This is a genomic window from Roseovarius halophilus (ex Wu et al. 2025), assembly GCF_047086965.1.
In genome coordinates, this window is the sequence record NZ_JBKOTX010000169.1 from 1 (window position 1) to 11,580 (window position 11,580).

General features: G+C 64.8%; 13 protein-coding genes. 3 read left to right on the top strand and 10 right to left on the bottom strand.

Annotated features, from left to right (window positions below):
- Positions 1 to 127: 127 nt before the first annotated feature.
- The 7 genes from ACH107_RS24725 to glpD all read right to left on the bottom strand — a co-directional run bounded on the left by ACH107_RS24725 (position 128) and on the right by glpD (position 7,709).
- Positions 128 to 1,831: an ABC transporter substrate-binding protein gene (locus ACH107_RS24725; RefSeq protein WP_412508202.1), complete on the bottom strand. Its 1,704-nt coding sequence runs from the start codon at positions 1,829 to 1,831 to the stop codon at positions 128 to 130.
- Between the two features lie 82 nt (positions 1,832 to 1,913).
- Positions 1,914 to 2,186, bottom strand: a complete 273-nt coding sequence (locus ACH107_RS24730; RefSeq protein ID WP_412508204.1) for a DUF2160 domain-containing protein — start codon at positions 2,184 to 2,186, stop codon at positions 1,914 to 1,916.
- Between the two features lie 13 nt (positions 2,187 to 2,199).
- Entirely contained in the window at positions 2,200 to 3,042 is an 843-nt protein-coding gene (locus ACH107_RS24735) for a carbohydrate ABC transporter permease (RefSeq protein ID WP_412508219.1), read from the bottom strand.
- A 12-nt stretch (positions 3,043 to 3,054) separates the two neighbouring features.
- Entirely contained in the window at positions 3,055 to 3,924 is an 870-nt protein-coding gene (locus ACH107_RS24740) for a carbohydrate ABC transporter permease (RefSeq protein WP_412508206.1), read from the bottom strand.
- Positions 3,924 to 5,000, bottom strand: a complete 1,077-nt coding sequence (locus tag ACH107_RS24745; protein ID WP_412508208.1) for an ABC transporter ATP-binding protein — start codon at positions 4,998 to 5,000, stop codon at positions 3,924 to 3,926. Before ACH107_RS24745 ends, ACH107_RS24740 begins: the two co-directional genes overlap by 1 nt.
- A gap of 11 nt (positions 5,001 to 5,011) precedes the next feature.
- Positions 5,012 to 6,100: an ABC transporter ATP-binding protein gene (locus tag ACH107_RS24750; RefSeq protein WP_412508210.1), complete on the bottom strand. Its 1,089-nt coding sequence runs from the start codon at positions 6,098 to 6,100 to the stop codon at positions 5,012 to 5,014.
- A gap of 13 nt (positions 6,101 to 6,113) precedes the next feature.
- Positions 6,114 to 7,709: a glycerol-3-phosphate dehydrogenase gene (glpD, locus tag ACH107_RS24755; RefSeq protein WP_412508212.1), complete on the bottom strand. Its 1,596-nt coding sequence runs from the start codon at positions 7,707 to 7,709 to the stop codon at positions 6,114 to 6,116.
- 414 nt (positions 7,710 to 8,123) lie between these two features.
- Here glpD and ACH107_RS24760 point away from each other — a divergent pair, with 414 nt between their 5' ends.
- From ACH107_RS24760 to ACH107_RS24770, 3 genes are all read left to right on the top strand, one after another.
- Positions 8,124 to 8,267 carry a hypothetical protein gene (locus ACH107_RS24760; protein WP_310690169.1) on the top strand — a complete coding sequence of 48 codons (144 nt, stop codon included), beginning with the start codon at positions 8,124 to 8,126 and terminating at the stop codon, positions 8,265 to 8,267.
- A gap of 111 nt (positions 8,268 to 8,378) precedes the next feature.
- Complete coding sequence (gene gap, locus ACH107_RS24765; protein ID WP_412508215.1) at positions 8,379 to 9,380, top strand: type I glyceraldehyde-3-phosphate dehydrogenase; 1,002 nt, start codon at positions 8,379 to 8,381, stop codon at positions 9,378 to 9,380.
- 179 nt (positions 9,381 to 9,559) lie between these two features.
- Complete coding sequence (locus tag ACH107_RS24770; RefSeq protein WP_310690171.1) at positions 9,560 to 9,721, top strand: hypothetical protein; 162 nt, start codon at positions 9,560 to 9,562, stop codon at positions 9,719 to 9,721.
- Positions 9,722 to 9,844: 123 nt separating this feature from the next.
- On the opposite strand, the gene coaD is transcribed toward ACH107_RS24770, so the two are convergent.
- The 3 genes from coaD to ACH107_RS24785 all read right to left on the bottom strand — a co-directional run.
- Positions 9,845 to 10,336, bottom strand: coding sequence for a pantetheine-phosphate adenylyltransferase (coaD, locus tag ACH107_RS24775; protein WP_310690172.1), 492 nt, complete (start codon positions 10,334 to 10,336; stop codon positions 9,845 to 9,847).
- Between the two features lie 86 nt (positions 10,337 to 10,422).
- A complete protein-coding gene (locus ACH107_RS24780) occupies positions 10,423 to 10,860 on the bottom strand; it encodes a CBS domain-containing protein (protein WP_412508217.1) in 438 nt (145 codons plus the stop codon).
- A gap of 49 nt (positions 10,861 to 10,909) precedes the next feature.
- A partial coding sequence (locus ACH107_RS24785; RefSeq protein WP_412508218.1) for a substrate-binding domain-containing protein occupies positions 10,910 to 11,580 on the bottom strand: 671 nt, incomplete at its 5' end.

An 11,580-nucleotide genomic window follows, 5' to 3' on the forward strand; every position in this document is an offset into this window, starting at 1 on the left:
CGTTCCTTTTGCTGGTCATCCCCGGGCCTGACCCGGGGATCTCCGGCCAAGAGATCATCCGGTCAAGCCGGATGATGACGCAGGCAACTGGCACCGGGGCGCGCGGCGCGCGCCCCGGCACCTGTCGTCACTTCCAGGACTCGATCAACTCGTCGTACTTGACGGTGACCGGCTCGGGGTCCTCGTTGTCGAGCGCAGGCTTCGGTGCGCCCTCCTGAGCGAGCCAGTACTCGGGGTCGCGCTCCTCGTTCATCGCGGGCCCGATATCACCCTGAACGCCTGCCCGCTCGAGGCGCGCCATGACATCTTCCTGCTGCTCGCACAGCGAGTCGAGGGCCTCTTTCGGGGTCTTGGCGCCGGAGGAGGCGTCGCCGATGTTCTGCCACCACAGTTGAGCGAGGCGCGGATAGTCGGGCACGTTGAAGCCGGTGTCGGTCCAGTTTTCCCGCGCGGGCGAACGGTAGAACTCGACCAGGCCGCCGAGGCGCGGCGCGCGTTCGGTGAAGCTATCGTGCTCGATGCTGCTTTCGCGAATGAAGGTCAGCCCGTAGTGCGACTTCTCCACGTCCACCGTCTTGGAGGCGATGAACTGGGCATAGAGCCAGGCGGCCTGTGCGCGGTCCACGGGCGTGGACTTCATCAGGGTGGCCGAGCCCACGTCCTGATAGCCGACCTTCATGCCCTCTTCCCAGTAGGCGCCGTGCGGGCTGGGAGCGAGGCGCCATTTCGGCGTGCCGTCCTCGTTCATCACCGGCAGGTCCTCGTCGACCAGCGAGGCCACGAAGGTGGTGTAAAGGAACATCTGCTGCGCGATGGCCCCCTGACCCGGAACCGGACCGGCCTCGGAGAAGGTCATGCCGGCGGCTTCCGGCGGTGCGTAGTTTTCCAGCCAATTCTTGTACTTGTCGATGGCATAGACGGCCGCCGGGCTGTTGGTGGCACCGCCGCGGTCCATGCAGGAGCCGACCGGCTGGTAATCGTCGTTGACGCGGATGCCCCATTCGTCGACCGGAACGCCGTTCGGCAGACCCGTGTCGCCCATGCCGGCCATCGACATCCAGGCGTCGGTGAAGCGCCAACCAAGGCTGGGGTGCTTGCGCCCGTAGTCCATGTTGCCATAGACCTCCTGGCCGTCGATCTCGCGGCCGGTGAAGAATTCGGCGATATCCTCGTAGGCTGCCCAGTTCACCGGAACGCCGAGTTCGTAGCCGTATTCCTCTTCGAAATCGGCCATGATCTCGGGATCGGTGAACCAGTCGTGGCGGAACCAGTAGACGTTGGCGAACTGCTGCACGGGCAGCTGGTAGAGCTTGCCGTCAGGTCCGGTGGCCGATGCGGTGCCGATGAAATCGTCGAGGTCAAGGTCCGGGTTGGTGACCGCGGCGCCTTCGCCGTCGACCCAGTCGGTCAGGTTGCGGACCTGCTGATAGCGCCAGTGCGTGCCGATCAGGTCGGCGTCGTTGACATACATGTCATAGACGTTCTCGCCGGTCTGCATCTGCGTCTGCAGGCGTTCGACGACGTCGCCCTCGCCGATCAGGTCATGGGTCACCTCGATCCCCGTGATCGCCGTGAAGGCGGGCGCGAGGACCTGGCTTTCGTATTCATGCGTCGCGATGGTTTCCGAGACGACGTTGATTTCCATGCCCTGATAGGGTTCGGCGGCGTCGATGAACCACTGCATCTCTGCTTCCTGAGCCTCGCGGCTCAGCGCCGAGCGGTCGATATTCTCGTCCAGGAAACCGCGCGCGGCCTCCATGTCGGCCATCGCCTGCCCGGAAAGCGCCATAAGCGCCGCCGTGGCGGTGGTCAGTTTGAACTTGAGGTTCATTTGGTGTCCTCCCTTTGAACCGTTGCGTGAGGGGAATTGTTCGAAACCGGCCCCCTCCTTTTCCGGCCGCGCCAGTGCCCGATCAGACCCAGCGGAAGACCGCGAGGGCGTAAATCAAGCAGACGACGAGGGCATAGGGTTGCTGTGCCCCCATGAGTCCGAGCCAGGCCAGGTTGATGAAGGCCGAGCCCACAAGAGTGATGAAAAGCCGGTCGCCGCGCGTTGTGTCGATCCGCAGGATACCGCGGCGCGGGGTTTCCGGAAACTTGATCGCGAGCACCGAGAAGGTGATCAACAGACCGGCGATGACCATGAAGAAGATCGCCGTCGGCCAGGTCCATGCCATCCATGCCATGTTTCGTCCTCCCTTAGACGCGGCCCAGGGCAAAGCCCTTGGCGATGAAGTTGCGCACGAAATAGATCACCAGGGCGCCGGGCAGGATCGTCAGCACGCCCGCGGCGGCCAGCACGCCCCAGTCGACGCCCGAGGCGCCCACGGTCCGGGTCATCGTGGCGGCGATGGGTTTGGCATCGACGCTGGTCAGGGTGCGCGACAGCAGCAGCTCGACCCAGGAAAACATGAAGCAGAAGAAGGCCGCGACGCCGATCCCGCTGGCGATCAGCGGCATGAAGATCTTCACGAAGAAGCGCCCGAAGCCGTAGCCGTCGATATAGGCGGTCTCGTCGATCTCGCGGGGCACGCCGCGCATGAAGCCTTCGAGGATCCAGACCGCAAGGGGCACGTTGAACAGCGTATGTGCCAAGGCCACCGCGATATGCGTGTCGAACAGGCCGACCGAACTGTAGAGTTGGAAGAACGGCAGGGCAAAGACCGCGGGCGGCGCCATGCGATTGGTCAGCAGCCAGAAAAACAGGTGCTTGTCGCCCATGAAGTGGTAGCGCGAGAAGGCATAGGCCGCCGGCAGCGCCACCGCCAGGCTGATCACCGTGTTCATCGTGACGTAGATGATAGAGTTGATGTAGCCCGTATACCACGCCGGGTCGGTCAGGATGGTGACATAGTTCGCGAAGGTCAGGTCGCGGGGCCACAACGAGAAGGTGCTCAGGATCTCCGAGTTCGTCTTGAAGCTCATGTTGAGCAGCCAGTAGATCGGCAGCATCAGGAAGACGAGGTAGAGGGTCATCACCACGAGGCGACTGTTGATCCGGGGCAGGCCCCTGGGTCGGCTGGATACCTTGGAGGCGGTCATGTCGGTCATGGGTCAGCCCTCCTGCTTATCGAGGTTGGTCATCACGGTGTAGAACACCCAGGAGACGAGAAGGATCACGAGGAAATACATTATCGAGAAGGCGGCGGCGGGGCCGAGGTCGAACTGTCCCAGCGCCATCTTCACGAGGTCGATCGACAAAAGCGTGGTGGAGTTTCCCGGCCCACCGCCAGTGACGACGAAAGGTTCGGTGTAGATCTTGAAGCTGTCCATGAACCGCAACAGGATCGCGATGGTCAGAACGCCAGTCATCTTGGGAAGCTCGATGTAGCGGAACACTTTCCACCGGCTGGCCTGGTCGATCTTGGCCGCCTGGTAATAGGCGTCGGGGATCGACTTGAGCCCGGCGAAGGCCAGCAGCGCCACCAGCGAGGTCCAGTGCCAGACGTCCATGACGATCAGCGTCACCCAGGCGTCCAGCGTGTCCTGCGTGTAGTTGTAATTGATCCCGAGGGCATCCAGCGTGTAGCCCAGCAGGCCGATGTCGGCGCGCCCGAAAATCTGCCAGATGGTGCCGACCACGTTCCACGGGATCAGCAGCGGCAGAGACATCAGCACAAGGCAGACCGAGGACCAGATGCCGCTTTTGGGCATGTTCAGTGCGACAAAGATACCGAGGGGTACCTGGATCGCCAGGATGATGCCCGAGAACATCAATTGACGCCCCAGTGCGTCCCACATCCGGTCCGAGGCCAGCATGTCCTCGAACCAGATCAGGCCCGCCCAGAAGAACTCGTTCTGGCCGAAGGTGTCCTGCACCGAATAGTTGACCACCGTCATCAGCGGGATCACCGCCGAGAAGGCGACCAGGATCAGCACCGGCAACACCAGGAACCATGCCTTTTGATTGACGGTCTTGTTCATCACGCGGCCTCCCCCTGCACCCGCCAGTCGTTGGCGTAGACGTTGACGTGGTCCGCATCGAAGGTGACGCGGTTCAGGTCGGCGCTGACGTGGTCGTCCTCGCCTGCGATGATGTTGATGTCCTGGCCGAAGAAATCCGCGCGGATGATCTTGTGCCGGCCGACATCCTCGACCCGGCGCACCTGCACCGGCAGGCCTTCGGTCTGCGACAGACGCGCGTATTCAGGACGCACGCCGATCTCCACCTTGCCCTCGGGCGGCCGGTAGGCCTGCCCCAGCGGGATGTCCAAACCGTTGACGACAGCGCGGTTGCCCTGAACCTGCGCGGGGATGACATTCATGCCCGGCGAGCCGATGAAATAGCCTACGAAGGTATGTTCGGGCCGTTCGAACAGTTCTTCGGGCGTGCCGATCTGCACCACGCGGCCGTCATACATCACGACCACCTTGTCGGCGAAGGTCAGCGCCTCGGTCTGGTCGTGAGTGACGTAGATCATGGTATGGCCGAAATCGCGGTGCAGGGTCTTGAGCTGCGTGCGCAACTCCCACTTCATGTGCGGGTCGATCACAGTCAGCGGCTCGTCGAACAGCAGCGCGTTGACATCCTCGCGCACCATGCCGCGTCCCAGGCTGATCTTCTGCTTGGCGTCGGCCGTCAGGCCTTGCGCCTTGCGGCGCAGCACGCCCTCCATGCCGATCATGTGGGCGATGTCCTGCACGCGCTGAGCGACGTAACCCTCGTCCCGGCCGCGGTTGCGCAGGGGAAAGGCCAGATTATCCTGAACCGTCATGGTGTCGTAGACCACCGGGAACTGGAACACCTGCGCGATATTGCGTTCCGTCGTGGGGGCATGAGTGACGTCCTCCCCGTCGAACAGGATGCGGCCCTGGCTGGGCTGGAGCAGCCCCGAGATGATGTTCAAAAGCGTGGACTTGCCGCAGCCCGAGGAGCCGAGCAACGCGTAGGCCGCGCCGTCCTCCCAGTCGTGGTTGAGTTCCTTGAGCGCGAAATCCGCCTCCGAGGCCGGGTTCGGCAGATAGGAATGCGCGAGATTGTCGAGCGTGATCTTGGCCATCGGTTCCTCCCTCAGGCAGCGAGCGCATAGGCGGCGGGGGCGACCAAGCTGCCGTCCTCGCCGAAGATGTAAACATGGCGCGGGTCCAGCCAGACGCTCAGCTCCGCGCCCAGCGCCAGCTCATGCACCCCGTGAATCAGACCGACCCAGCGCTCGCCATGGTGATCCAAGTGCACGAAGGTCTCGGACCCGGTCAGCTCGGTCACGCTCAGCGTGGCGCGAAACTCCAACGCGTCGGCGGCATGCTTGCCGATCTCCAGGTGATTGGGCCGGAACCCGGCGGTGTAGCGCCCGTCGGGCAAATCGGCCAGCTTGCCCGTCGCCGCCGCGCTCTGGCCGCCGCCGAACATGATCCGGTCGCCGGTCTTGGAAATGGAAAGAAAATTCATCGGCGGGTCGCTGAACACCCGCGCCGTGGTCGCATCCACGGGCTGGCGATAGACCTCGGGCGTCGGGCCGAACTGGGTGATCCGCCCCTCCCAGAGGGTGGCGACCTTGCCACCCAGCAACAGAGCCTCTTCCGGTTCGGTCGTGGCATAGACGAAGATCGATCCCGCGGCTTCGAATATCTTGGGGATTTCGATGCGCAGTTCCTCGCGCAACTTGTAGTCGAGGTTGGCCAGGGGTTCATCCAGCAGCACCAGCCCGGCGTCCTTGACCAGCGCGCGCGCAAGGGCGCAGCGTTGTTGCTGGCCACCCGACAGTTCTAGCGGCTTGCGCTCCAGCATCGGGGTCAGCTGCATCAGTTCGGCGGTCTCGCGCACCCGGCGGTCGATCTCGGCGCGGTCCATGCCCAGCAGCCGCATGGGCGAGGCAACGTTGTCGTAGACGGTCATCGAGGGGTAGTTGATGAATTGCTGATAAACCATCGCGACCTTGCGGTCTTGCACGCGCATGCCGGTCACGTCCTCGCCGCGCCAGTAGACCCGGCCGCTGTTGGGCGCGTCGAGCCCGGCCATCAGCCGCATCAGCGAGGTCTTGCCCGACAGGGTTGGCCCCAGCAGCACGTTCATCGTACCCTGTTCCAGCGTCATGTCCGTGCGGTGGATGTGGGTCTGCCCCTCCACGCTCTTGGTCACGCCCTTCAGTTCAAGCGTCATGCCCCTCTCCTCCTCATTCCGCGGCATCCGCGCGGATCGTGTTCTCGGACATCCAGTCCTCCAGCGCGGCAACCTGCGCCTGGTCGAGCCGCAGCCCCAGCTTGTTGCGCCGCCAGATCACGTCCTGGGCGGTGCGGGCGTATTCGCGGGTCATCAGCCAGCGGACCTCGGCCTCGGTCAGGGTCGCGCCGAAGTCCCGGCCCAGCGCGTCCACCCCTTGCGCCGCGCCCAGGATCTCGCGCGCCTCGGTGCCGTAGGCGCGCACCAGTCGCAGCGCCCAGTCGCGTGTCAGGAAAGGGTAGTCGCGGCACAGTCCCGTCACAAGATCCTCGACGCCATCGACCGGGAAATCCCCGCCGGGCAAGGGCACTCCCGCCGTCCAGGGCCCTTTCGACACGGGCAAATGCCCGCCGATCTTCTCCAGCGCGGCCTCGGCCAGCCGCCGGTAGGTGGTGATCTTGCCGCCGAAGACATTGAGCATCGGCGCCCCGCCCGCGGCCTCGACCTTGAGCGTGTAGTCCCGCGTCGCCGCCGTCGCGCTGCTGGCCCCGTCATCATGCAGCGGGCGGACGCCGGAATAGGTCCAGACAATGTCCTCCTCGCCCAGCTCCTGCTCGAAGTAGTTGTTGGCAAAATCCAGCAGGTAGCGGCGTTCGTCCGGCGTGCACTCGGGCTTGACCGACGGGTCCTCGTGTTCGGCGTCGGTCGTGCCGATCAGGGTGAAGTCACGCTCGTAGGGGATGGCGAAGATGATCCGCCCATCGGTGCCCTGGAAGAAATAGCACTTGTCGTGGTCATAGAGCTTGCGGGTCACGATGTGACTGCCGCGCACCAGGCGCACGCCGTCGCTGGAATTGAGCCGCACCCGCGTCTGGATGACGTCGCCCACCCAGGGGCCGGCGGCGTTGACCAGCATCCGCGCGCGGTGCGTCGTGGTCGCGCCGGTCTCGGTGTCGCGCGTCTCGATGCGCCAGAGATCACCGTCACGCGCCGCGCTGACAACCTCGGTCCGGGTGCGGATGCGGGTGCCACGCGCCTCGGCGTCGCGGGCGTTGAGCACGACCAGCCGGGAATCCTCGACCCAGCAGTCGGAGTATTCATAGGCCTTGGCGAAGCGGTCCTGCAGCGGGGCGCCCTCGGGGGCCGTCGTCAGGTCCAGCGTCGTGGTGCCCGGCAGGATCTTGCGGCCGCCCAGGTGATCATAAAGAAACAGCCCCAGTCGGATCAGCCAGGCCGGACGCCGCCCGTTCATCCAGGGCATGACCACGGACAGCAGCTTCGAGGTCGGAGTCTCGGTGTCGAAGCGCATGTCCTTGTGATAGGGCAGCACGAAACGCATCGGCCAGCTGATGTGCGGCATCGCGCGCAGCAGTGTCTCGCGCTCGATCAGGGCCTCGCGGACAAGGCGGAACTCGAAGAACTCCAGGTAGCGCAGTCCGCCGTGAAACAGCTTGGTGGACGACGAGGAGGTCGCCGCCGCCAGGTCGTCGCGCTCGGCAAGCGTGACCGACAGCCCCCGTCCAGCCGCATCGCGTGCGATACCACACCCATTGATACCGCCACCAATGATAAAAAGATCCGTGACCTCGTTCTCCGAGCGGGTTTCCAAAGGGGCCTCCTCCAAACGGCTCGCATCCTCCATGCGCGTCGTGAAACGAACCTGTGATGAAATGCACTACGACGCAACTGTTTTGTTTTCGCAATTCTTCGTTTTTGTTATTTTTATGTTATGACAGCAACTTAACAGCCCGCCACCGGCGCGCCAAAAGGTCGCGGGGCGCGGCGGAGTGGCTCTCTGGACACTGACGCGCGGCGTTTGATTCTACTTACCGCGGGTCACGGCTCCGACAAACGCGGCGCGACCAATCGCCCCGTCACACCCCGTGCGGCGCGCAGCAAGAGCATCCGGCGCACCATCGAGTACGAATGCCAACCCGATGCCCGGGTCCGAATGCGTCCGTTTTCACGACAAACACCCCCCGGCGCCTTTGCGTTCGCAGCACGGCGCGCCTAAGAAGACGTCATGACCAACGCGCTCGCGACATGGCTGTTGCTGCTTGTGGCCGGGCTCCTGGCCTTCGATCACGTCGCGCAGGACTCCGAGGCAACCGTCTTTCTGGGCCGCAAGTTCATGGAATTGCTGCACTACGTCGCTTTCTGGCGCTAACCCTCCGATGCCGCGGCCACACTGGCGGGTTGACCTTTGACCAAAAAAGCGGATGTTAGCGCCAACAGCGGCGCGCGCCGCTTCACGCCAATCCAGACGGAGGGCCATTCCATGTCAGTCAAAGTCGCCATCAACGGATTCGGCCGCATCGGCCGCAACGTGCTGCGTTCGATCATCGAGTCGGGCCGCACCGATATCGAGGTCGTCGCCATCAACGACCTCGGTCCGGTCGAGACCAATGCCCACCTGCTGCAGTTCGACAGCGTCCACGGCCGGTTCCCGGTCGAGGTCAGCCATACCGACAACAGCATCGACGTGGGCCGCGGCCCCATCGCCGTCACCGCCATCCGCAACCCCGCCGAGCTGCCCTGGTCCGATGTCGATGTCGTTCTCGAATGCACCGGCATCTTCACCTCAAAGGAGGCCTGCCAGGCCCACCTGGAAACCGGGGCCAAGCGCGTTCTGATCTCCGCCCCGGGCAAGGGCGCGGACAAGACCATCGTCTACGGTGTGAACCATGATCAACTGGGCCCCGAGGATATCGTCGTCTCCAATGCCTCCTGCACCACCAACTGCCTGTCGCCGGTGGCCTCGGTGCTTCATGACGAGATCGGCATCGTCAAGGGCTTCATGACCACGATCCACAGCTATACCGGCGATCAGCCGGCGCTGGACACCATGCACAAGGATCTCTACCGCGCCCGCGCCGCCGCGCTGTCCATGATCCCCACCTCGACCGGCGCGGCCAAGGCCGTGGGGTTGGTCCTGCCCGATCTCGACGGCAAGCTCGACGGCGTCGCGATCCGCGTGCCCACGCCCAATGTCTCGGTCGTGGACCTCACTTTCGAGGCCGCCCGCGACACCACCATCGAAGAGATCAACGCCGCCATCCGCACCGCCGCCGACGGCCACCTCAAGGGTGTGCTGGGCTACACCGACAAGCCGCTGGTCAGCATTGATTTCAACCACGACCCGCATTCGAGCGTCTTCCACACCGACCAGACCAAGGTCATGGACGGCGGCATGGTGCGCATCCTGTCGTGGTATGACAACGAATGGGGCTTCTCCAACCGCATGGCCGACACCGCCGTGGAGATGGGCAAGCACCTCTGACATCCGCGGCTCCGCCCGGTTCTGAAAGCCGCCCCCGGGGGCGGCTTTTTCGTGTCGACCTCCGAGGGTCATGCAGCAGATGCAAGCCCGTTAGCGCAAACCATCAGTGGTGCTGCGGTGCAGCATCCCTATATGAAGGGGCAACAGACACGCAAACATCCACCCCCAAGGAGACTGACATGACCGCTTTCGCGACCCTCCGCACGGCCCTCAGGAAACGCGCCGCCTATGCCCGCACCAAGCGCGAGCTGGCCAATGTGCCCCGCGAGATCGCCCTCGAAGATCTGGGCTTCTACACCGGCGATGCCGACAAGATCGCCCGCAAGGCCGTCTACGGCTGACGGCCCCTTCATCTTGGCCAATAAACTCGAATGACCCCGGCGGCACAGACCCCTCGCCGGGGTTTTGGTGTCGCGCCTCCTCCCGCGCCCACAAGACCTGCGCGGCGCAGCCGCTCCGCTGGATCAGCCCAGCCTGTCGCGCAGCGCGGCCTCGATGGCGGGCGAGACGAATTTCGACACGTCCCCGCCCAGCCGCGCGATTTCCTTGACCAGCTTCGACGCGATGGCCTGGTGCTTGGCGTCGGCCATCAGGAAAACCGTCTCCACGCGGTCGTCCAGCGCCCGGTTCATGCCCACCATCTGGTATTCATATTCGAAATCAGCCACCGCGCGCAGCCCGCGCAGGATGATCTGCGCGCCCACGTCATTGGCACAGTCGATCAGCAGGTTCTCGAAAGGATGGGCGATGATCTCGGTGCCGGTTTCCCCCGATAGCGTGGCACATTCCGCCTCGATCATGGCCACACGCTCTTCCAGGGTGAAGAGCGGCCCCTTGTCACGGTTGATGGCCACCCCGATCACCAGCCGGTCCACCAGGGTACAGGCCCGGCGAATTATGTCCACATGCCCACGCGTGACCGGGTCGAAGGTGCCAGGGTAAAGGCCGATGCGCATTGCGGGTCCTCTCAGGCTGCCGTTTTGCGGCGCAGGCAACAAGACCGCGCGGGGGAATGCAAGCGGCTTCGGGTCGGCTCCGGGCCTCAGTGGCCCATGATCATGCCTTCCAGCGCGTCCTTCTCCATCGCCAGTTCGGCGAGGCGCGCCTTGACCACGTCCCCGATCGAGATCAATCCGATCATCCGGCCGTCCTCCATGACCGGCAGGTGGCGAAAGCGTCCCTCGGTCATGCGCGACAGCACCGCGTCGGAACTGTCGCCGGGGGTGCAGGTGACCGGGTCACGGGTCATGACCTCGCCCACCGTTTTGGACAGGCATTCGGGCCCCTGGCGGCCGATCTCGCGGACGATGTCGCGTTCCGACAGGATGCCCGTCGGCGTGATCCCGTCGTCGTCGCTGATCACCATGGTCCCGATCCGGCGGTCGGACATGATCGCGGCAGCGTCCTTGGTCAGGGCGTCGCTGCGCAGCGTCAGCACCCCGTCCACGGCCTTGGAGGAAAGAATTTGTTGCACGAGCATGGCTTGTCCTTCCATCTTTTCCTCAGCGTCCCCGCAGGAGGCCGCGCTGTCAAGCGACCATGCGTTCCAGCCGCGCCACCTCGGCCCGGATGCCACCCGCCAGCGCCTCTGCCAGCCGGTTGAGCCGGTCCGAGCGGCGGTCCGAGGCATGGCGCACCAGGTAGAAGCTGCGCGACAGGCTGACCGCCTCGGTCAGCACCCGCGCCACCTCGGGCACGAAGGGCAGCGCGAAGTCGTGCACGATTCCCACGCCTCCCCCCGCGCGCAGCAGTTGCGCCTGCACCGCCACCGAGTTCGAGGCCAGATGCACGCCGCCCGCGGCCAGGTCGCCGAGGTAGTCCAGTTCCTTGTCGAAGATCATGTCGGGGATGTAGCCCACCACGGGCCGCCCCCGCAGATCGTCCAGCGCCGCGATGCTGCGCGCGGTTTCACAATGGGCGGCAAGATGCAGCCGATAGGCGGTGATGCGCTGCACGGTCAGCCGCCCCGCCTCGGGGGGCGAGACGGTGATCGCCATGTCCGCCTCGCGCCGTGACAGGTTGACCACCCGCGGCAGGGCCAGGATCTGGATTTCCAGGTCGGGGTTGTCGGCCTGCAGGGCGGCACAGACCTGCGGCAGCACGTAGTTGGCACAGCCGTCGGGCGCCCCGATGCGGACCTGCCCGGTCAGGCCGCCGCCCGCGCCCTGCCCCTCGTCGGCAGCCAGCGCCAGCGCCGCCT

Coding starts and splice junctions, on each gene's coding strand:
- ACH107_RS24725 (WP_412508202.1), bottom strand. CDS start 1,831: ATGAACCTCAAGTTCAAACTGACCACCGCCACGGCGGCGCTTATGGCG.
- ACH107_RS24730 (WP_412508204.1), bottom strand. CDS start 2,186: ATGGCATGGATGGCATGGACCTGGCCGACGGCGATCTTCTTCATGGTC.
- ACH107_RS24735 (WP_412508219.1), bottom strand. CDS start 3,042: ATGACCGCCTCCAAGGTATCCAGCCGACCCAGGGGCCTGCCCCGGATC.
- ACH107_RS24740 (WP_412508206.1), bottom strand. CDS start 3,924: ATGAACAAGACCGTCAATCAAAAGGCATGGTTCCTGGTGTTGCCGGTG.
- ACH107_RS24745 (WP_412508208.1), bottom strand. CDS start 5,000: ATGGCCAAGATCACGCTCGACAATCTCGCGCATTCCTATCTGCCGAAC.
- ACH107_RS24750 (WP_412508210.1), bottom strand. CDS start 6,100: ATGACGCTTGAACTGAAGGGCGTGACCAAGAGCGTGGAGGGGCAGACC.
- ACH107_RS24760 (WP_310690169.1), top strand. CDS start 8,124: ATGACCAACGCGCTCGCGACATGGCTGTTGCTGCTTGTGGCCGGGCTC.
- gap (WP_412508215.1), top strand. CDS start 8,379: ATGTCAGTCAAAGTCGCCATCAACGGATTCGGCCGCATCGGCCGCAAC.
- ACH107_RS24770 (WP_310690171.1), top strand. CDS start 9,560: ATGACCGCTTTCGCGACCCTCCGCACGGCCCTCAGGAAACGCGCCGCC.
- coaD (WP_310690172.1), bottom strand. CDS start 10,336: ATGCGCATCGGCCTTTACCCTGGCACCTTCGACCCGGTCACGCGTGGG.
- ACH107_RS24780 (WP_412508217.1), bottom strand. CDS start 10,860: ATGCTCGTGCAACAAATTCTTTCCTCCAAGGCCGTGGACGGGGTGCTG.